Raw genomic sequence first — 19,955 nt, 5'->3', positions numbered from 1 at the left:
TGTTGCCTTCGACCTCGAGATTGTTATGTTATCACGCTTCGAGCCGGGTTGGCGGAGTCGATGAGGACATCGGTTCTAGCCTGGCGAATTGAATGCAGGGCTGACGATATGGGCATTACCTCCCGGCAGGAACACTTCAAGGGGCAGGCCGCATGAGGCTGTTCGACTTTCACAATGTTTCGGTCCGGTTCGCCGGCACCACCGTGCTGGACGATGTTTCGATCGGCCTGGAGGCGGGCGAGATCGTCACGATTGTCGGTCCGAACGGGTCGGGCAAGTCGACGCTGCTGCGGGTTTTGATCGGCTCGCTTGCGCCCAGCAGCGGCAAGGTGGTGCGGCAGAAGCAGCTGCGCATCGGCTATGTCCCCCAGCGCCTGCATATCGATCCGACCCTGCCGATCACGGTTGCCCGGCTGATGGGACTGCATCGCAAAATCGACCGTGCCGAGATCGGCGCGGCGATGGCGCAGGCCGGCATCGCCGACCTTGCGGACCGCCAGATGAACGTGTTGTCGGGCGGCCAGTTCCAGCGGGTGATGCTGGCCCGCGCGCTGCTGGGCCGGCCGCAACTGCTGGTGCTGGATGAAGCCACACAGGGGCTGGATCAGCCTGGCACTGCCGCCTTTTACCAGCGCATCGAAGCGGTGCGCCAGGAGACCGGTTGCGGCGTGTTGATGGTCAGCCACGATTTGCACGTGGTGATGAGCGCCAGTGACCGGGTGATCTGTCTGAACCAGCATATCTGCTGCCAGGGCGGGCCGCAGCAGGTGGCCTCGGCACCCGAATACCGGGCGCTGTTTGGCGCCGGGACGCAGGGCACCATGGCGCTCTATGCCCATCACCACGACCATCATCACGGCCACGCCGAACCCGAAACGGAAGCGCAATGACCTTTCTGGACGATTTCATGATCCGCGCGGCACTGGCGGGGCTGGGCCTGGCCCTTGCCGCAGCGCCACTGGGGTGCTTCGTGGTCTGGCGGCGGATGGCCTATTTCGGTGACGCCACCGCCCATGCCGCGATTCTGGGGGTGGCGCTGTCGCTGGCCTTTTCAACCTCGATCTTTGCCGGGGTTCTAGTGGTGTCACTGGGCATGGCGCTGACCGTTGCCGCGCTCAGCGGGCGCGGCTTTGCCTTGGACACCATGCTCGGGGTGCTGGCGCATTCGGCGCTCGCCTTTGGCCTGGTCGCGGCGTCGTTCCTGTCCGGCATCCGCATCGACCTGATGGCCTATCTGTTCGGAGACATCCTGGCGGTCATGCCCCCCGATCTCGCGGTGATCTGGGGTGGCGCTGCACTGGTGCTGGGGCTGATCGCATGGCGCTGGAGCCATTTGCTGACCGCGACGCTGAACCCCGATCTGGCGTTTTCCGAAGGCATCGATCCGAAACGCGAACAATTGGTACTGACGCTGGCGCTGGCCATCGTCGTGGCGGTGGCGATCAAGGTGGTCGGCGCGCTGCTGATCACCGCCATGCTGATCATCCCCGCCGCCGCTGCCCGGCCGTTCAGCCGCACGCCCGAGGGCATGGCGCTGGTCGCCATCGGCGTGGCCGGGTTTTCGGTGCTGGCAGGGCTGCGCGCGTCCTATCATTTCGACACCCCAACCGGCCCCACCATCGTCTGCGTGGTCGCGGTGCTGTTCGCGCTGTCGGTCAGCATCGCGGGCATGTCGGGCCGGGGGCGCGGCGGCTGACACCTGTTTCGCGGCGCGCCCTTTTGGTGGGGTGGCTTTGTCCTGCGAGGAAGGAGGGCATCGGCCCCGCCGGTGCTGGTCAGGAGTGCGCAACCGCGAGAACCGCTCCAGGGGTGTGGCACCGGAAATGCCCAACATGTCGCCGGTGACCCAACCGGGGTCTTGCCGGCCCTCGCCTTCTTATCTTTGCAAGGGTCGAAGAAAGGTCGACTGGCTTGGCCCTGGTGCCACCGGCGTGTATAGCTACGCCCCAATCAACCGTGCCGAGATTGTCGCGCGCCGCAAGCGCCAGGGCGTCATTCCGCAAGACGGAGCTGCGGCTTTCGCGTCCACCGCGTCTCGGTCAACGCCGGCAGAAACCGGGGTGCAGGTCGATCTGCGCGCCGTTTCAGGTCGCCCAAAGGCGCGCTTGCAAGATCGACAGACTGGCAGGAATGGGTGATTTTGATATGGACGGGCATGTGCAGGCCGCGGTGCGAAACTGAGTAAGAAAAAATGATAGATCGCCATTCTCTTCGTCTTTCCGTGGCCCCCATGATGGATTGGACGGTTAGAGCGCAATTTGTGTCATAAAATCAAAGCTTAATCCATTCTGCTCTTGTACCAAGTACCAATTATTTTTGGGGAGAGGGCGATGTGCGTAGCCGTTGGGAGCGCGATTGTGCCATGCTGTACTGACGGGCTCAGCCTCAGATTGGATAAGGACACATGGGCCGTTAGCACGTAGTCTTTCGCCGTACCGAAATATTCGGCGCGACGATTACCGGTTCGTCCTTTTGGCGCCGATTACTAAATGGGAGTAGCTAAGACGGCTCTGCCCGATAGTTGAACGACGCCTGTCGCTTTCGCGCGCGGGCAATTGTGGGAACTCCAGGGCGGGGGTAAATTTGATTATAGCGCTACGGAAGCAGAAACAGGACAAGTCTAGATACCGCCGACCCGCGAGGATCGAGGCGTTGCTTCATGCACTGAAGGACCTCTCGCGCGACGAGCTTCTCGCCCGCGCGCAGATTCGTGCGCGCGACGATGCCGGGTATATCCCCACTGAGTGCTTGGTTTATTTTGTGCGAGCGAGCCGTGCCGACAACTCAGACGCGTGGTTCGAGCGGCTCTACAAGATCTTATCCGCCCGGGTGCTACGCGCTCTGCCAACTGCAGACGCCGCTGACGGAGCGTCACGCTCGCTGACGCGTGAACGCATCCGCGAGAAGGTGTATGGCCGTTTCGTCGAAATGATGGCGGGAGACCGCCAAGTATACGACGAGCGGCTCGATTTCTTCGAGATCCGGTTCGACATGGCGCTCAAACGCCTGCGGCAGGACGCGCAGAGGCAAGCTTGGCGCGACGAAAACCGCTTTCAGCCGCTCTCCTATGAAGACGACAGCGGCGAGCTCAGTCCGGAGATCGAAGAGGCGGCAGGGAGGGCCAATCCGCTCGAGGGATTGGAAATCGACAATGAGGCGTTCCGGTTGCGGCTGGACGCGGCGATTGAGACCCTGCCACCAGAACAAAGCAGGACAATCCAGATGCTTATGCTAGGATATCAAATCCATTCCGAGGACCCGGACGTCATCACGATCTGCACGGCCCTGAAAAAGTCGCCGAAAACGATCTGGAACTACCGCGACCGGGCAATAAAGACGCTGCGTAGGGTGCTGATCGAAGGAGACGACCAATGACCGATCCAAACGCTGACCGGCTTGAAGACGTCCTCGACGCGTTCGCGATGGAAGAAACCCACGCAAAGGTGACCCTCGATCGCTATCTGACCACGTATCCGCAGTACGCTGGCGAACTGATCGACCTGTCGCGCGAGCTCATGCAGGCGCGGCCGCCGGAGAACGAGTTCTCGGCCGCGGACGTGGCCATGATCGACGCCGGTTGGCTGAAGCACGCCGCCGCCCAACCGAAATCAGCGGCCGACCCGTTCGGGGCGCTCTCGCCCACCCGTAGTCGCGAGATCGCGGTCGAAATGGGCATTCCGCGCCAGGTCGTGACCTCGTTCCGCGAACGTCGCATCCAGCCGGCCTCGGTCCCGCGTGGCTTCATGCGGCGGTTCGCCGGAGCGCTCTCGATCTCGGCCGACGACCTTTTCGCCTGGCTATCGCCGCCGCCCGCGGCCGCGTTCGCCCGTAGCTACCGGGCCGACGCACAGCCGGCCGCGGCCGTGCAGCTGTCGTTCGAGCGCGTATTGATCGATGCGGGCGTTTCGGACGACGACCGGGCTCGGCTTTTAGCGGACGTCGACTAGGATGGACGCCGCCGAACTTGGCCGACGCCGGGCCGCCGATCTGCACGAGCAAGCGGTTGCAACCGGCAAAGACCCGCGGCAGCCCTATGCGTTCACGCTCGCTGAAGCCAAGCGTCGCGGGCTCGACGTCGAAAAGGCGAACCCGGGGGCCGGCATCCTCGACGGCGGTCGGGCGACATATGTCCCCGCCGATGGCCTGATTATCCACGAGAACATCGGCTCGGAATTCGAGCAGGCGTTCCTCGTCGCCCATGAACTGGGCCACGTTGAGCTTGGTGACGAAGCCGGACCGGTGACCGTAAACGAGATCGACCCGGTCCGCCCGTCCGAACCGTCTCCGGTCGGCTTCGATCGGGTGGTCGACTATGGTCGCCATCAGCGTCGCGAGGTCCAGATGGACCTCTTCGCGCGAGAGTTCCTGCTGCCACGGGCCCTCGTGCGGCGACTTCACGTCGAGGAGGGGCAGACCGCGTCGCAGATCGCAGCGCAGATGAGGGCGCCCATCGATGTCGTCTCACAGCAACTGCTCGACGCATTGCTGCTGCCGATCGAACCCCTGATCGCTGAGAAGCCGCACGTCGAGCGGCCGCTCAACGACCTGCAAGGCGCAGCGGCCAAGCATCGTGGCGGCGCCTATCTGCTTGAGGCCGGCCCGGGCACCGGCAAGACCCAAACGCTGACGGGCCGCATCGAGGGCCTTCTCGCGGATGGGGTCGATCCTCGACGCATCCTCGTCTTGACCTTCTCCAACAAGGCCGCCGGGGAGATGACCGAGCGGATCGCGCGCAAGTACCCCGAAGCGGCCGCTGCAATGTGGATGGGCACGTTCCACGCCTTTGGTCTAGACATTGTGCGGCGCTTTGCGCCCCAGCTCGGCCTTCCAAACGAGCCGCGGATGATGGACCGCACCGAGGCTGTTGAGCTGCTCGAGCAAGAGTTTCCGCGGCTTCACCTGAAGCACTACCAGGACCTCTACGACCCGACCCGCAACATCGCCGATATTCTCTCGGCGATTTCGCGCGCCAAGGACGAGGTAGTTGATGCTGACGGGTACGCGGCCCTGGCGGCCGCGATGCACGCGAGGGCGACAACCAGTGATCAGATTGACCAGGCCGAGAAGGCGGCGGAGGTCGCCGTGGTCTACGACGCCTATGAACGCCTCAAGCGCGGGGCCCACTGCATCGATTTCGGTGATCTCGTGTCGATGCCCGTGCAGCTCCTCGAAAGTGACGCGGGTGTCCGGGCGAGCATTCAAGGCGCCTATGACCATGTGCTGGTCGACGAGTACCAAGACGTCAACCGGAGCAGTGTTCGCCTTCTGGAGGCGATCTGCCCGACGGGCGAGAATCTCTGGGTGGTGGGCGACGCCAAGCAGTCGATCTATCGGTTCCGGGGCGCTTCGTCGTTCAACACGGCTCGCTTCGGCAAAGAGGATTTCCACGGCGGCGCACGCGGCCGTTTGAAGCGCAACTACCGTTCGTCCAAAGAGGTGGTCGATGCCTTTTCGTCCTTCGCCACAAAGATGAAGGTGTCGAACGGCGATACCGGCCTCGAATCCGATCGCGGTGCGCTCGGCGCGCCCGTCGAGCTCCACGCGGTCCGACAGGGCGACGAACAGGTCGTCGCTATCGCTGACGCGATCGAGGCGATGCGCGCTGGCGGCTACAAGTATCGCGACCAGGCTGTGCTCTGCACAGGCAACGAGCGCCTGTCGTCGATCGGGCGGGACCTCGAACGTCTCGGGATCCCGGTGCTCTTCTTGGGCAGCCTGTTCGAACGCCCCGAGGTCAAGGATCTGTTGGCGATCCTGTCACTCCTCGTCGATACGCGCGCGATGGGCGTCGTTCGGGTCGGGGCTCTGCCGCAGTTTGCGTTGTCGCTTGCCGACGTCGCCGTGGTGCTCGGCGCGCTGCGCGACTCGGAAGAGGAGGGTGTTCCGGGGGGCTGGTCGAAGATCGACCCTGCGACGTTGAGCGAACCGGGCCGCGCCGCCTGGGCGCGCCTCCAAGCCGTGCTCGCGGGGTTTTCCGAAACCTCCTCGCCATGGAATGTCCTCACCGCGGTCCTGCTCGAGCGGACGCGGATCGCCGCCGACATCGCCACCGCGACGTCGGTGTCTGATCGGTCGCGCGGCATCGCGATTTGGCAGTTCATGAACTTCTTGCGCGTCCAGCCGAACGGGCGTGGGTGGCCCGTGCGGCGCCTCCTCGATCGGGTCCGACGCCTGGTCCGGATCGGCGATGATCGCGACCTGCGCCAGCTGCCGGCCGCGTCGCAAAGCCTCGACGCGGTGCGGCTCATGACCGTGCATGGCGCAAAGGGCTTGGAGTTCCCGGTCGTCCATTTGCCCGGGCTGAACCAGGACACCCTGCCGGGCAACGCCAAGTCCCCGGCGTGCCTGCCGCCCGACGGCATGATCGCCGGCGGCGAGGGCGACGCCTTGACGGTGTTCCGCGCGGGAGATGCGGAGGAGCGGGAATGCCTGTTCTACGTCGCAGCGTCGCGGGCGCGCGACCGTCTCTTCCTCTACGCGGTCACCCACAAGTCCAACGATGCGGCGCGGCCGCTGTCGCCGTTCCTCGACCAGCTTGCGGGCAACCTGGCGCGTCGATCGATAACGCCCTCGAGGACGCTGCCGCCCAAGCCCGAAGACGCGCCGATCAACCTCGTGGTCAGCGGCAAGCTCCAGTTCACCGGTTCGCAGCTGTCCCTCTATGAGCCGTGCCCGCGGCGCTTCTTCTACACCCATGTTCTTCAGATCGGCGGCCGCCGTTCCGAGACCGTCTATATGCTCATGCACGAGGCCGTGCGGGCGGTGACTCAGGCCGTCGTGGCGGGCGAGATCGACATCACGGCCGATACGGACCTTGTCCAGCATGTCGCTCGTGCATGCATCGACCACGGGCTCGAGGAATGCGGCGTGCTCGCCGAGCTGCAAGCCGCCGCAGTCGAGATGGTCCGCTACTTCCGGTCGACGCGCGCCGGCGCCACCGCCGTCACGCCCACGGTGCTTCGGCTGACCTTGGACGGTGATGAGCTCATCTTCCGCGCGGAGGATGTGGTGACGGCGCCCGACGGGACGCTGGTATTCCGGCGCGTGCGCACGGGCCGGCTCCGCTCCAAGGAGGATTCCGATGTCGGAGCGGCCTCGTTGCTCTTGGCGGCGCAGCAGCGTGGATCTGGCGCCCGCGTCGAGCTGGTCCACCTTACGGACAAGGCGGTCACGCCCTTGAGCCTGAGCGCCACTGTGTTGCGCAACCGCCAGCTGACCCTATCGTCCTATCTTGCTAAGATCAGAGCCGGGGCCTTCAGCGCCGTACCATCGGAACGCACATGCCCCGGTTGCCCGGCATTTTTCGTTTGCGGCCCGGTCTCGCCCGGCACCCTGAAAATTTAAGTTGGCCCTCTTACCAGTTCACCGCCTTCGCATCGATTAACCATTTGTAGCCCAAGAGGCTGGTCACGAAACGAAGGATTACTGAAAAATGACGTCTCCCCAAAATGGCGGTAAACCGCCAGATATCGAGCACGGGCTGGACCACCTGAAGGCGGCGAAGCACGACCTGACGCTGGCCCACCAGGCCGAACACCGCACCGAGGACGAAATCCGCAAAGCGGAGCATGAGATCGAAGGCGCCCTCGCGCACCACGAGACCGAGATCATCGTTAACTCGCGCCCTCGCGAGATCCCCGGCAAGATCGCGGGGTTCGAGCAGGTCGTGCAGCTCGCCTTCCCGGGCGGTACTGCGGACCAGAACACGGTCTATTCCATGACCTACCGTCATGCGGCGGCGCACCCGCACGCGGGCGAACTTGGCCCGGGCGGTAAGGTCAAGGTGAGGAAAGGGACGGTCTTCAATGTCACCCGCACCGTTCGCTCGTAGCGCCGACCTGAAGCAACTTCGAGAGGACGGCTACCTCGTGCAGATCAAGGGCAATCTCTTGGTCCTGCGCGAGGTGCCGTACCTCAACGCCAAGCAGGAGCTGAAGCGCGGGACCCTGGTCTCCACCCTCAACCTGGCCGGCGACCAGACCCGACCGCCTGAGACACATGTGATCCACTGGATCGGTGAGTACCCATGCGGCGTGGATGGCCGTCCGATCGAAGCGCTGCGCCATCAGGACAACGCTTCGAACCTCGGTCACGGTCTGGTCGCACGCCACGGGTTCTCGAACAAACCGGAGGGCGGCTATCGCGACTACCATCACAAGATGACGACTTACATCGCGGTGATCTCGGGCCCGGCGACGACCGTGTCGCCGGGCGTCACCGCCCGCGGCAACGCTGTCCCCGAGGAAGAAGAGGCGTCTGTGTTCAACTACGTCGATACCGCCACGGGGCGCGCGGGACTGGGCGCCTTGGCTGAGAAGCTGGCGCAGGACACGGTCGCGATCATCGGCTTAGGTGGGACGGGCGGGTACGTCTTCGACCTTGTCGCCAAGACGCCGGTGGTAGAGATCCGTTTGTTCGATGCGGACGAGTTCGTGTCGCACAACGCCTTCAGGGCCCCGGGCGCGGCATCCTTGGAGGAGTTGCGCGAACTCCCGCTCAAGGTTGACTACTGGGCGAAGAACTACTCGCGCATGCGTAAAGGGATTGTGCCCTATTCCGTCGCGATCGACACCACGAACGCGCACCTGCTGGACGGGGTGACGTTCGGTTTCATCTGCATCGACGACGGTCCGTCGAAGAAGGCGGTGATCCAAAAGCTTGAGGCGATCGGCGCCTCGTTCATCGACGTTGGCATGGGCCTGCAAATCGACGACGGGTCGCTTGGCGGTATTCTGCGCATGACCGCCAGCACGCCGGCCAAGCGCCAGCACATCCATGCCGGCCGCATCGACTTTAGTGACGACAAGGGCGCAGACCTCTACGCCACCAACATCCAGGTTGCGGACCTAAACGCCCTCAACGCCGTCTTGGCGGTGATCAAGTGGAAGAAGCTGCGCGGTTTCTACCGGGACCTGGAGGGCGAGCACCACTGCACCTACACGACCGATGGCAATCTGCTGCTGAACGGGGATCAATGATGCTGACGTACAAGCGCCTAGATCATCAGTTTGTCCGGCACATGCCGGATGAACTGAGCCCGGGCATCCTCTACATCTCGATGGAGTACGCCACGGCCGCGCACTTGTGCTGCTGCGGATGCGGGGAGGAGGTGGTGACTCCGTTCGCGCCGGCGCAGTGGAAAATTACGTTCGACGGCAACGTGGTTTCACTTCACCCGTCAGTAGGCAACTGGCTCCTGAAGTGCCGGTCACACTACGTCCTGCGTGAGGGGAAAGTTGTGGAGGCTGGATCGTGGTCAGACGCCGAAGTCACGGCAGGGCTTCTGCGCGATGGGCGAGCGCGGGCTGCAATGTATGGTCCACCGGTGCAGATTGTTGCCGACACACCTGCGGCCACTAACGCTTCGAAGGTCAAGAAGAGTGGCTGGGCCCGCTTCACCGCATGGCTCACCGGAAAGTAGATCAAATTCACGGAGGAATCGCGCTTTAATTTCGAAGTGTCCCCTAGGGACAGGGCTCACTAAAGCTTGTCGAACACTGAGCCCATCCTCGGCTCGAACAGCCTTTCATAGGTCTTGAGCAGATAGGTGTCGGTCATACCAGCCACGAAATCGCTGATGTGCCGGAGGTCGCCATCTGCTGCTTCGAATTTCGCTTGCGCATCGCGCGGGAGCAAACGTTCTGGATCTGATTGCATTGCCTCAAAGACCGAGACAACCATGGATTGCCCCTTGAATTCGAGATGTTGCACGCCCGGACTGCGAATAACCACCTGCATTACGAGCTCTTTTAGGGCCTTGAGGAAGCGGGCCTGACCTTCTGGAATCTCGACGCGCCAGCGGAGCAAGGGGTCTTGGAATTCGGGACATTCGATGAAACGGACGGGTGTAATCAGATGATTGACCCACCGGCTGATCCAGCGCTTGCGCGTGTTGCTGTCGCCAAACAGCCCGTCGACCATGGCCTCGTATGGGGCGTTGCTCTCGGTGGGGCCCTTCAGCCGCCTTTCTTCGACAAAGATCTTGCAGGATTCCTCGGGAACGAGGTCGCGGAACTGGCGCTCTGTGACGAGCCGAAGTGCAATGGCATCCTCCAAATCATGGACCCCGTAGGCGATATCGTCCGCGAGATCCATGATGCTGCAATCGAGAGACTTGTGGAGAGTGCGGGCATGCTTGCCTTCGCGCTTTTCGATCGACGTGAAGGCATCCCGATCGGCATTGCCGAGCGGCTCGAGAATCCAGTCGACGACGTCGGTTTCGCTGTCGAGATATCCCTTTGGCGGAGTCGAGGCTTTCAAGTCGATGGTTTGCAGAACCGAAGGGCCCTCCTGCAACCGCGGGCGCAATTCGGGGTTGCGCAACCTTGAGAGTGCAACAGGGTATTTCAAGACGCCAAGCATGGAACGACGTGACAGGTTGGCCCCCGCAGCGGCAGAGAAGTTTTCGAGCCGTGCCAGGAGACGCAGGGTCTGGCCGTTGCCCTCGAACCCTTCCGCATCGCGCATGCAGTAGTTCAGTGCGACTTCACCGCCATGGCCGAATGGTGGGTGGCCCAGGTCGTGGGAGCAGGCGATCGCATGGATTTGGCTGCGGTCCGGGAGACTTGCCGTTGCCGAGTGATCGGGGAAACTGCGCGCGAGCTGGACTGCGAGCCCTCCCGCGATCTGAGCAACTTCCAAGGAATGCGTCAGGCGCGTGCGATAGAAATCACTGTCGCCGAGATTCAGGATCTGGGTCTTGCCCTGCAATCTTCTGAATGATGCCGAATGGATCACCCGGCCATAGTCGACATCCCCGATATTCCGGGCGTCTTCCTTCTGCGGGTTCCAGGCCTCTCGGCGAGCATTCCAAGTACTCAAATCAACTCTCCTCGGCGCGATGTCTTAAAGTTCATGAATGACCGGAGGCGTTACGCAAACGCTCTTTGCGATCTCGACCACGTGGCGGTGGTGGGTCAGGTAGATCGCTTGGCCGCGTCCGCCGATGGCTTCCATGACGCGGCAGGCGGCGCTGGTGCGTGCCTCGTCGAAGGTTTCGAAGATGTCATCGCAAAAGAAAGGGAGCCTCGTACCCTGCGCGACAAGTTGTTCGTGGGCCGCTGCCCGCAGCGCTAAGTATAGCTGGAAGCGCGTGCCCTTGGACATTTCGACCGCACGCTTGCTGACCCCATTGCCATCGACGGCGAGCAAAATCTCGGACTCCTTGTCGATCTGGGTACTCAGGGTCGGATAGGCGCCTTGCGTGAGACTGGCGAAGCAGTCTTCCGTGGCTGTCAACATGCCGCTGCGATGGCTGTCGCGATAGCGCCGGATGGCGTCGGAGGCGAGGTGATGGCCCAGGGAAAGTTCGAGATGCTCCAAGGCAGCCTCTTCGAGCTGCAGTTCCAGCGTCGCTTTCTGCTCGACCAATTCCGCAACCGTGTCGTCTCCCTTCACCTCGGCTAGGGCATATTCGGCGGCTGTGCGGTTTTGAATGGCGAGGGTCAGCTCGTCCTCGGCATGGGCAAGATCGGATCGGTTGCTGTCGAGTTCGCCCTCCAATGCGGCAACTGAGGACTCTGCAAGCTGGGCGCGGGCTGTCTCGATGTCGGTCGTGCCCAGTTCGGCCAGGACCTGGCGGGTGATTTTCGCCAGCGCGGCGCGGTTGTCGATTGCTTTCTGCGTGCGAATTGCGGCCTCGCGCAGGGCGCCGATATCGCCCGGGGTGGTCGTATCGGGGAAAAGCATGGCGATGGTCGCGACCTCTTGGTCGATGGCGTTTTGTCGATCCTTGTGTTCGACAAGATCGGCCTCGGCCGTCTCGATCGCGGTGTCGAGTTTTCGGCCCGTCTCAGTGGCCGAGCGCGCTTTTTCCGCCAGGGTTTTGAGGGCGGCGAATGTCTTTGCCGCCGTTGCGTGAGGCTCCTGCCCATGGGCGCGTGCCAGGCTGTCGATCTCCTGGGTGAACTGCTTTTGGTCCGCCTGCATGGTTGTGATCCGGCGCCCGGCTGCGGCCCGTGTGTTTTCGTGTTCGCGCAAAGCGCGCAGGGGCTCCAGCGATGCCTCCAGCCGTTCGGGGGGCAATGCCACTCCGAGGAGGTCGTGGACCAGTGCGCGCCAGGTCTTCTTCGTATCCTCCCTTGCCTTAAACGCTTTTGCGTAACGCTCTTCGCGCCGGGCAAGATCCCGCTGCGCCTGTCGCAGGGTTGCCTCGGCCGTTGTATGGGCGTCGGTTTGCTTGCGGTCGTCCTCGGCCTGACGCCGGGCCGCCGCCAGGGCGCCGGTCAGATCTGTCGGGGGAAAGGGCAGGGTCCGGGCCAGCTCGGCCAGTAGGGCGTCGGCGCGTTGGAGGGTGGATTGATTGGTCTCTTCGGTATCGCGCAGGGCCTGGGCATCTTCGCTGGCCGCCTCGTGACTTCGCCGCCAGTCCAACCATTCCGCAGGCGTGATGCTGTCTGGAAGGCCAACCTGAGCCGCCGCCGCGCTGACCGAGGCCTCGATATTGGTGCGTTCTTCACGAAGGGTTTCCAGGCGTTTGTCGGTCTGAGCCGCACGGGCGCGGGCCTGGGCTTCGGCCTGGCCGATTTCGCGGAGCTGTGCCAGTTCGCGGGACTGCGCCAATCGCGCTTCGGCAGCGATATCATGCCCTTGCATTGCCTCGTGGAAGTCGGCGGCGGTCTGTCTGTCCAAGGCGGCAAGATGCTCCGCCCAGCGTGCATCGCGCCGCGCGCGCAGATCCTCGGCATCGGCATCCGAGATGAGCTTCGCGTCCCGGGCCAGTGATTTGGCCTGAGCCCCGCGGGCCTCCGCATCCTCCAGATGCTCGTCGCGCTTTGCCGTTGTCGTGCGCAGGTCGTGAAGCAAGTCCTGATGGCGCTCGGCCCAGTTGGTTGCCTGGTGACGGGAGGTCGGGCAGGCGGGTAGGTGATCGAAAGTGACGCCTGCGAATGAGAGGGCAGCCAGGGAGCGCCGCGCCTTGATCTTCATATCCGCGATCGCCTGTTGCGCTGCGGCGTAGGCAGGGGCGAGGGTCTCCGCATCGAAGCGCAGCAGAATATCTGCTACCTGTGGGCGTTCCTCATCCGCGGGCGCGCCATCCTGCATGGCTTCGGTCGCGGCGATCACCCGCTCTTTCAATTCGGCGGTTTCGCGCGCCTCGATCTTTTCTTGGGAAATCGCCTCGCGCAAAGCTTCCCTGGCGCTCTCCAGAGACGCAATATCGGCGCCCGACAGGACCAGCCCTTGCAGATCGACGTCCGGCGAGGTGACCCCAAGATCCCATGCAGCCTGCTTCATCGATGCCTCCGCGGCCCGCCGTTCGTCCTCGCGCCTGTCAAGGTCGAGCTGTGCGGTTCGATCCCGCGCGGCGAGATCCTCCAGCGCTGCCAGCGCGGTCGAAAGCTCAAGACGCTTCGGATCCAAGGCGACGGCGTCGCGATTTTCCCTGAGGTTCGCGATCTCCTCGGTCAGGCGTGCGATATTCTGTGTGGCCAGCCCACGGTCTCTGTTTAGCTCGATCAGCCGTTCCGGATCGAAATCCAGATGATCGGGATAACTCGCGAAAGAGGCAATCGCCTGTTCCAGGTCCCGGATCTCGCCCATCAGGGGCAGGGCACGCCGCTGCGCCTCCATGCGCGCCTTCGTCAGATTCAGCGCATCCCGCGTCTTGCGCGCCTCCCGCTCGGCCTCTTGTGCCTTGCGCAAATCTTTCTTGAGGGCCTTCCAGGCGCTGGCGGTCACGTCGCGGTCTTTGATCTCTTTTTCAACGTCGGCCAAGGCGCGTTTCAATTCGGCCATGCGGGTGGTGCGTCCGCGTTTCTTCCATAGCGCGTCGGCCCGCTCGCGGACGTGATCCAGAACGGTGCTCAGGTCGGCCACGCCCGCTGCAGCGGAAAAGAGCAGGCGCCCGATATCCCCTTCGGCATTTGCGATCTCTTCGCCGCCGCGTTCGATTGTCTCGTCGTCAAGGCAGAGCAGGCGGCGGTAATCCTCTTCGGACAATCCCGCGAGATGGGCGGAGAGGGCAGCCTCGGGCAGCGGGGTGCCGGTCGCGTCGACCAGCGATCCGCTGCGCGTCGGTAGTCGCGTGAAATCACGCAAGACACCGTCGATATCCAGCCTGGCCGAGACTTGCAGGTTATTGCGCGGATGCTTGAACGCATAGCCCTCGCGCAGCGGGAAGCCGTAGAATAGCCGTAGGACGGCTTCCATCGTGGTGGTCTTGCCGGTTTCGTTCGGGCCATAGATGATGTGGAAATCATGGCCATCGGAGGCCGAGCCAAAGTCGAAGTGTCGGTCGGTGAAATGGCCGAAACGATCAAGGGAGAGGCGCTGGAGCCGCATCAGTGTCCGGCCCCCTTCATCTGGGCCAGGACGAGTTCGGCGCCCGCCTTGGTCAATTTATCCACCATCGCATCGCGGGCGGCCCCATCCGCCATCAGCCGGTCGCGCAGAGCAACAGGCAGATCCTGCAGGACTGTCTCGACCTCGTCGCGGGCGAGGGCTGCAAACCCAGGGTCTTCGCGGATCGTTGCCATGATCGTCGCCAGTTCGTCGGCGGCGCCGCTTGCGCCTTCGGTTGCGTCCGGCGGCGGCAGGTCGAACAGGAGTTTGTCGATCCAGAGATCCCCGGTGGCCTGGGCAAGCTCGTTCACCTGTTCGCTCCAGACGTCGCGATCCCGTAGGATTTGCCAATGGCGCTTCGGCTTTCCGGTCAAGATCAGTCGGATAACGCCGATCGGCGCCGCGATCTGGTTGCGCATCGCACTCAGGTGGGACTTCAGCAGCCCGCGCAGAGCCTCGTCGCTCTCCGTCTCTGTCACATCCAGTTCGCTTTGGGCGAATTCCACGACCGAACTGGGCACTTCGCAAATATCGATCTGGCCCTGATCGATGGTCAGCAGAGTTGCGGATTTTGGGCCGGACTCGCCTATATCGCGCCCCTGCGGGGTGCCGGGCATGACAATCCAAGGTGCGGCCGAATGGACCTGCCGTTTGTGGATATGGCCGAGCGCCCAATAATCGAACCCCATGCCGGCCAGATCGGCGAGGCTGCAGGGGGCATAGATATCATGACCCGCCGCACCGCCAAGCGAGCTGTGCAGCATGGCAATATTTACCGCGCCCGGAACCGGCGGTTTGAACCGCGGCAGAAGGCTGTCGGGCGCGTGACGGTCCGCGAAGCTGACACCGTGGATCACGATGTCGTCTGTCAGCGGCTCCATGCCGCCGCGTGCATCGAAAGCGTGAACGTGGGCAGGCAGATCGAGCGTTCCGGTGATCGGGTTCTCGGCATCATGATTGCCTTTGATGTAGAAAACTTTGATCCCCGCATCGCCAAGGCGATCAAGCTCGGCCATCAGGAAGGCGCCCGTTCTTGCGCTGCGCTCTTTTCCATCGAACAGATCGCCGGAAATCAGGACTGCGGAGAGCTGTTCGGAGATGGCGAAATCGACCAGTCCGCGGAAAGCGGACCGGGAGGCTGCTGCAACCGCGTCGCGAAGGTCCGAGTTGCGCAAGGCCAGTGACCTGAGGGGAGAGTCCAAATGGACGTCAGCAGTGTGAAGAATTTTAATCAAGATCGAACCCCTGACATAGATCACGTGAGCCTGGCGCTTGCGTATTGAACAGTAAGGGAAATTTCATTGGACTCTGGGCGCGAGAGGTTGCTCGATAGTGAAGTTTCTGTGGCACGTTTCTTCCTGCGGGCCACCATGCCATCCTCCATCGAAATTATGCGATAGTGGCCTGTTGCTTCATGAAGTGACTGGGGTGCGTCAACAACTTTTCAGCTAAAGTTCTGAGGCGGCGGGTCATGCGGTGGGGGATCGCAAGTGCGGCAGACACGATCGTCGCCCATGCACTATCCTCCGAATAAATCTCCTGTTTTGGATCGTTCGTCGAGGAGATCATAGAAGGTTTCCATGTGTTTTATGAAGCCCTCTTCAGTAACTCTGTAACGAAAATCAAAGGTTTCTGCTCTGAATTTTCGTATCCCGGACAGTTCTGGGTACTCTGCCAAAATTAAGAAATGCGGGACTTTCCTCTCGGTCGCGGCAATGGCGTTAACGATCGCATGCCTCTGTTGCTGCTTGAGTGGAGGTGACTTATAGGGATAAATGAAGACTTCGAAAATTTCCTGATTTGCCTTGAAGCTAAAGTCAGGTGAAATGTCGACTTCATGTTTTCCGAAGGCGATAGCCCGTCGCTCACGTTCGATGAAATTTGCTTTACCAATTGGAATATATCCGCAGATTCCGTCAAAGATTCCTAATTTTGCAGCGGCTTCCCCAGGCCCATCCAAGGCCGCAATCGTGTCGCGCGCTTTATCTACGGGGTATCCTTTCAGGATCATAGTCAGGATATGATAGAGATCTTCGTAGTTCCAAACGCCGCCGCGTTGAGCATCATATGCGGCGATTTTTTCTTTTAGTCTTTGCCGCTCTGAGGATGTTCCCGAAGGCCCATGTGCGCCGGGATTATATTCGCCTAACCCTCTGAGAAATTCGGTCTTTGACGTTCGTCGCACGCGCGCCTCGGATGCAGGATGAAATACAGATTTGAAGTCAAAACGACCCTTGGCATTGCGTCAAGACGTGACATTGCCAAGATCATCGGATTTCCGCTATCTGGCGTGAAGTCTGTATGCCCACCTGCTCAGGTGCGGATGTGCTGATTGTTTTCTGCGAGCTTTGCGCGCTCGGCAATGGATGCGCAACGTTCGATGAGGTCGTCGAAACGCTCAGCGTCTTCAAGCAATAGGCCGTCGTCGACCATGTGCGCGTAGTCGGCCGCGAGCGCGGTGCGAGCCTCTCCGTTTGGGACCAGTTGCAGATTGCCATGAACCGCGGCTTCATAGTCCACGGGTGTTCCGCCGGCCGTCTTCTCCGGGAAGAACATACGCTTGTGCCGCGCGACTGCTGAGGCGAGGTCTCGGTCGGAAATAGCCACATCCGCGATGCCTGCATCGTCGAGGCGTACCAGGTCATGCCAATGGCGCGCGAAGCGCTCCCCGCGGAGCCGTCCCTGGACGCAGAAGACATGGATCGCCGTAGCTTTCTCCCAAAATGTCCGCTCGGCATGCATTACGCGCGGTGTCGCGGTCGGAAAAGTCACGCCCTCAATCAGCCCGTTTGCGTCGCAGGAGACGTCACGCGGGCTCGCCGGTTCGCCCGTCGACCTCGCACCGAATTCCAGCATGACGCTCGGGGCGACATAGCCGGAGCCAGAAGAGGCAGCTTCGTAATCGATGAAAAGCTTGTCGCCATCTGCCCGTGTCGAGGCTGAGAGCTCCTGCGCTTCAATGGCGTTCTGGATCAAGGGCTGTGTTGCTTCGACGACCCATTTCGGCAATCGATCCCGGACAGCTTTCGACCAGCGCTTTTCCTCACTGCGTGTGGTTGGCAGGGCTTCGGCGCGGTCGCCCACCAGATCAGGCGCGATCGCCCGAATGTCATAGGTCAGATCAACATCTTCAGAAAAGCGCTGGATCATCCCATAGGCTTTGGAAAGGGAGGTTCCGCCCTTGAATACGAGGTGCTCACCAAGCTCGGAACTGAAGAGGGTCTGAAGGGCCCAGACAACCCAGACATCCTTTTCGAGGAGGTGCGCGGGCCGCCCGGAGCGATCTGCAGCTACGGACAGGGCCTCCTTGCGGTCTGCAGACGACAACGACAGGAAGGGCTCAGACATGCGCCGCCTTTCCGACACTGCGTGCAAGCCAGGTCGGGAACTGCGGTGCGGCGGTTACCAATTCGTCAAACGCCGCTGCCGGCAGTTTCTGCTTCAGCGATCTAAGAGCTGTCTCTGCCTGTTCCGGCCCAAGCCAGGCCAGGGCGCGAGCAGCACTGCCTGCCGGCCTTTTCCCAAGGGCGAGTTGCCATCTGGGGGCGTGGCGCAGTTCCACGAGTTGTTTGCCCAAAGAGAGCGTGCGGCTGCGACCCGAGGTCAGGTACACGGATCGAACAGGCACTTGCGTGGTCAGCCCGAGTGCATTCGCTTCAGCGGCGCCGGTTGGAACGATGACTTCGCCACGTTGTGCCGCGAGGGCCTCGACAGCCTGTTCCACGGACGGCGCGCGCGTTCCAAACCGGCTTTTGATTGGTCGCAGGTAAACCCCGCGCCCGGCACGGATCAACTGGCCGCGCTCGGCAAGGCGCGACAAAGCCTGATCCACACCGGCACGGCTGCCGAGGTGCAGCAGGCCCTTTGCGGCAAGTGGTGCTCCTTCCGGAAGTCCCTCTGCATGGGTCAATATCTGTTCTGCAAGGTGCTGCATCATTGTTCTCCTGTCAGAAATATACACAGTTTTCTGACAGAATTCAATCCGTGCTGTTGAGCGAGATGAAGAGGGTGGTGGCTTCGTGCCGTGGGTAGCAGGCTGGCCTTCGGCGATTTTCAGAGGGGAACACGCTTACCGAAGACCCTGCAGTTGCAGGCATTCCTTGACGGCTGCAGCCCGCCTCTTGTCGAGGTACTCGGCCAGATCGTCGATATGGACGCCTTTGGCGCATTTCTGCGACGCTTCCATGCGGACGAGGGGGAGGGCGATGGAACCGGCCGAGACTTTGCGGATGAACTTGTCGGTACTCAGACCGAAAAAATCCCTGGCGACATCCTCAGCGGGAATGATCGGTCGCCCGGAATACATTGCTATCAAGAGAAACGCCGTGTTCATGATCCCGGAGTGAAGCACGATGGCATAGTTGGGAGAAGGGCGCGCAGCGGGTTGGCGGGGAAGCGGATAGCATGGAGCGCAAATCGGACGGGTACGTTGGGTCGGAGAGACTCTCCGAAGCGTGTGAAAGGGGTAGGGAGCCCATGCTTGGGTAAGTCGGGCGGGAGCCTCGACGCCAAGCAACGCTTCTGGAGAGGCCGCAAGACCAGTGCACCTTTTGCGGTGCAGACATCCCGGGATCCCGCTGGGGGCGCTGCCACACTGGTGATGCCGGCGGGAGGAGGGTCATCCAGGCCCGCAGCACCGCCTTGAGGGCCGAGCCCTCCGCGCTTACCGACCAGAAGGCTTTGGCTTGGGCTGATGCAGGCGTCGGCTGGTGTTCTTGCGGAAGGTGTTCCGCAGATCCCTGTTGATCAGGTCGATGTCGAACCAGTCCGGATCGAAATGCCCGCCGGCCCAGCGAAGGTTGGAGCTGTGGTCCTCGTGGTTCGGATCGCGGATGGTCTCGAGGAAATCGGCATAGGACCAGGGGCCGCCGACGTCCTCGGGCGGCCGGGCACGGGCACCTTCGGTGCATTCCGCGTGGCGGGGCAGGGGATCGAGGGATAGCCACTCCTCGATCCGGATCACATGGGTCCAGTCATCGCCAAAGTCGTAGAGGTAATTGAAGGTCAGATCCTGGCCGGTGAAATCCGCCAGCCTGACCCCGGTGTAGTCGAAAATCTGCGGTCCGCCGAAACCATCCTCAAGCTGATCGGGGTCGCCATAGCGCAGCCCGCCGATCCGGAACTCATGCAGATGGCTGTCGGTCCAGCTGAACGCGGCCTGCAGCACCAGATGCAGCCTGTCGAGCGTCCAGTCGGATGGCACGACAAGTCGCCGCCAGATCGGCGGGTCAATCTCCGCCAGAGAGACATGCAGGCGGACGGCATTCGCGGGCTGGTACAAGACAGGTCCCCCGGTCAGATCGCAAAATCGTCTAGCGATTTTCCCGAAGCCAGCGCCTCGGCGATCCATGCCGGTTTGCGCCCACGGCCGGACCAGGTGATTTCGGCGTTTTCCGGATGGCGGTACTTGGGCGCAGAGGTCGCGCGTTTCCGGGTGGGAGCCGCTTCCGCAAGCTCGTCGAAGCTGAACCCGAGCTCGCGGGCGAAGTCGTCCACCTTGGCGCGGGCTTCGGCCTTGCGACGGTCCTCGAAACTGGCGATGGCTTTCGCAACATTCTTTTGCAACTGCTTCAGCTCGGGAAGCGACAAGGCGTTTGACCTGCCCCCCGCGAAATCCCTCATCATGATGTAGAGTCTGCCCAACCTTGAAGGAGCAGACGAATGCGAAAGAG

Annotated in this window: 17 protein-coding genes; 8 read left to right on the top strand and 9 right to left on the bottom strand. The window is 62.3% G+C overall.

The window, feature by feature from the left end; translation table 11 throughout:
* The first annotated feature begins 152 nt into the window (after positions 1–152).
* The 8 genes from CVM52_RS07765 (at position 153) to CVM52_RS07730 (ending at position 9,421) form a co-directional block, all read left to right on the top strand.
* On the top strand, positions 153–890 hold the full coding sequence (locus CVM52_RS07765) for an ATP-binding cassette domain-containing protein (RefSeq protein WP_100161939.1): 738 nt from the start codon (positions 153–155) through the stop codon (positions 888–890).
* Positions 887–1,696 carry a metal ABC transporter permease gene (locus tag CVM52_RS07760; RefSeq protein WP_100161938.1) on the top strand — a complete coding sequence of 270 codons (810 nt, stop codon included), beginning with the start codon at positions 887–889 and terminating at the stop codon, positions 1,694–1,696. Before CVM52_RS07765 ends, CVM52_RS07760 begins: the two co-directional genes overlap by 4 nt.
* A gap of 956 nt (positions 1,697–2,652) precedes the next feature.
* Positions 2,653–3,375, top strand: coding sequence for an RNA polymerase sigma factor (locus CVM52_RS07755; protein WP_240620894.1), 723 nt, complete (start codon positions 2,653–2,655; stop codon positions 3,373–3,375).
* On the top strand, positions 3,372–3,947 hold the full coding sequence (locus CVM52_RS07750) for a hypothetical protein (protein WP_100161936.1): 576 nt from the start codon (positions 3,372–3,374) through the stop codon (positions 3,945–3,947). The genes CVM52_RS07755 and CVM52_RS07750 overlap by 4 nt, the downstream gene beginning before the upstream one ends.
* A gap of 1 nt (position 3,948) precedes the next feature.
* Positions 3,949–7,344, top strand: coding sequence for a UvrD-helicase domain-containing protein (locus CVM52_RS07745; RefSeq protein WP_100161935.1), 3,396 nt, complete (start codon positions 3,949–3,951; stop codon positions 7,342–7,344).
* 88 nt (positions 7,345–7,432) lie between these two features.
* The gene (locus CVM52_RS07740) at positions 7,433–7,831 is read left to right on the top strand and encodes a multiubiquitin domain-containing protein (protein WP_100161934.1); all 399 of its coding nucleotides are present in this window, start codon (positions 7,433–7,435) and stop codon (positions 7,829–7,831) included.
* Complete coding sequence (locus CVM52_RS07735) at positions 7,806–8,978, top strand: ThiF family adenylyltransferase (RefSeq protein ID WP_100161933.1); 1,173 nt, start codon at positions 7,806–7,808, stop codon at positions 8,976–8,978. The genes CVM52_RS07740 and CVM52_RS07735 overlap by 26 nt, the downstream gene beginning before the upstream one ends.
* On the top strand, positions 8,978–9,421 hold the full coding sequence (locus tag CVM52_RS07730; RefSeq protein WP_205964907.1) for a ubiquitination-like system serine protease family protein: 444 nt from the start codon (positions 8,978–8,980) through the stop codon (positions 9,419–9,421). Before CVM52_RS07735 ends, CVM52_RS07730 begins: the two co-directional genes overlap by 1 nt.
* A 59-nt stretch (positions 9,422–9,480) precedes the next feature.
* On the opposite strand, the gene CVM52_RS07725 is transcribed toward CVM52_RS07730, so the two are convergent.
* The 9 genes from CVM52_RS07725 to CVM52_RS07690 form a co-directional block, all read right to left on the bottom strand.
* A complete protein-coding gene (locus CVM52_RS07725; protein ID WP_088624417.1) occupies positions 9,481–10,821 on the bottom strand; it encodes an anti-phage deoxyguanosine triphosphatase in 1,341 nt (446 codons plus the stop codon).
* A gap of 24 nt (positions 10,822–10,845) precedes the next feature.
* On the bottom strand, positions 10,846–14,283 hold the full coding sequence (locus tag CVM52_RS07720; RefSeq protein WP_100161932.1) for an ATP-binding protein: 3,438 nt from the start codon (positions 14,281–14,283) through the stop codon (positions 10,846–10,848).
* On the bottom strand, positions 14,283–15,518 hold the full coding sequence (locus tag CVM52_RS07715) for a metallophosphoesterase family protein (protein WP_100161969.1): 1,236 nt from the start codon (positions 15,516–15,518) through the stop codon (positions 14,283–14,285). The genes CVM52_RS07720 and CVM52_RS07715 overlap by 1 nt, the downstream gene beginning before the upstream one ends.
* A 284-nt stretch (positions 15,519–15,802) precedes the next feature.
* Positions 15,803–16,468 carry a hypothetical protein gene (locus CVM52_RS26570; protein WP_133119808.1) on the bottom strand — a complete coding sequence of 222 codons (666 nt, stop codon included), beginning with the start codon at positions 16,466–16,468 and terminating at the stop codon, positions 15,803–15,805.
* Positions 16,469–16,596: 128 nt separating this feature from the next.
* On the bottom strand, positions 16,597–17,631 hold the full coding sequence (locus tag CVM52_RS07710) for a nucleotidyl transferase AbiEii/AbiGii toxin family protein (RefSeq protein ID WP_100161931.1): 1,035 nt from the start codon (positions 17,629–17,631) through the stop codon (positions 16,597–16,599).
* Positions 17,624–18,217, bottom strand: coding sequence for a DUF6088 family protein (locus tag CVM52_RS07705; RefSeq protein ID WP_100161968.1), 594 nt, complete (start codon positions 18,215–18,217; stop codon positions 17,624–17,626). Before CVM52_RS07705 ends, CVM52_RS07710 begins: the two co-directional genes overlap by 8 nt.
* 135 nt (positions 18,218–18,352) lie before the next feature.
* Complete coding sequence (locus CVM52_RS07700) at positions 18,353–18,616, bottom strand: pyocin activator PrtN family protein (RefSeq protein ID WP_020043354.1); 264 nt, start codon at positions 18,614–18,616, stop codon at positions 18,353–18,355.
* Positions 18,617–18,946: 330 nt separating this feature from the next.
* Positions 18,947–19,564: a plasmid pRiA4b ORF-3 family protein gene (locus CVM52_RS07695; RefSeq protein ID WP_100161930.1), complete on the bottom strand. Its 618-nt coding sequence runs from the start codon at positions 19,562–19,564 to the stop codon at positions 18,947–18,949.
* Between the two features lie 14 nt (positions 19,565–19,578).
* Positions 19,579–19,905: an H-NS histone family protein gene (locus CVM52_RS07690; RefSeq protein WP_100161967.1), complete on the bottom strand. Its 327-nt coding sequence runs from the start codon at positions 19,903–19,905 to the stop codon at positions 19,579–19,581.
* Positions 19,906–19,955: the final 50 nt, after the last annotated feature.

The organism is Pseudooceanicola lipolyticus, assembly GCF_002786325.1.
GTDB lineage: Bacteria > Pseudomonadota > Alphaproteobacteria > Rhodobacterales > Rhodobacteraceae > Pseudooceanicola_C > Pseudooceanicola_C lipolyticus.
Note: the sequence above shows the minus strand (reverse complement) of the source record. Positions and strands in the feature narration are given on the sequence as shown.

Bases quoted from the DNA above. Each gene is read 5' to 3' on its own strand.
- CVM52_RS07765 (WP_100161939.1), top strand. From the start codon at position 153: ATGAGGCTGTTCGACTTTCACAATGTTTCGGTCCGGTTCGCCGGCACC.
- CVM52_RS07760 (WP_100161938.1), top strand. From the start codon at position 887: ATGACCTTTCTGGACGATTTCATGATCCGCGCGGCACTGGCGGGGCTG.
- CVM52_RS07750 (WP_100161936.1), top strand. From the start codon at position 3,372: ATGACCGATCCAAACGCTGACCGGCTTGAAGACGTCCTCGACGCGTTC.
- CVM52_RS07745 (WP_100161935.1), top strand. From the start codon at position 3,949: ATGGACGCCGCCGAACTTGGCCGACGCCGGGCCGCCGATCTGCACGAG.
- CVM52_RS07740 (WP_100161934.1), top strand. From the start codon at position 7,433: ATGACGTCTCCCCAAAATGGCGGTAAACCGCCAGATATCGAGCACGGG.
- CVM52_RS07735 (WP_100161933.1), top strand. From the start codon at position 7,806: ATGTCACCCGCACCGTTCGCTCGTAGCGCCGACCTGAAGCAACTTCGA.
- CVM52_RS07730 (WP_205964907.1), top strand. From the start codon at position 8,978: ATGCTGACGTACAAGCGCCTAGATCATCAGTTTGTCCGGCACATGCCG.
- CVM52_RS07720 (WP_100161932.1), bottom strand. From the start codon at position 14,283: ATGCGGCTCCAGCGCCTCTCCCTTGATCGTTTCGGCCATTTCACCGAC.
- CVM52_RS07710 (WP_100161931.1), bottom strand. From the start codon at position 17,631: ATGTCTGAGCCCTTCCTGTCGTTGTCGTCTGCAGACCGCAAGGAGGCC.
- CVM52_RS07705 (WP_100161968.1), bottom strand. From the start codon at position 18,217: ATGCAGCACCTTGCAGAACAGATATTGACCCATGCAGAGGGACTTCCG.
- CVM52_RS07700 (WP_020043354.1), bottom strand. From the start codon at position 18,616: ATGAACACGGCGTTTCTCTTGATAGCAATGTATTCCGGGCGACCGATC.
- CVM52_RS07690 (WP_100161967.1), bottom strand. From the start codon at position 19,905: ATGAGGGATTTCGCGGGGGGCAGGTCAAACGCCTTGTCGCTTCCCGAG.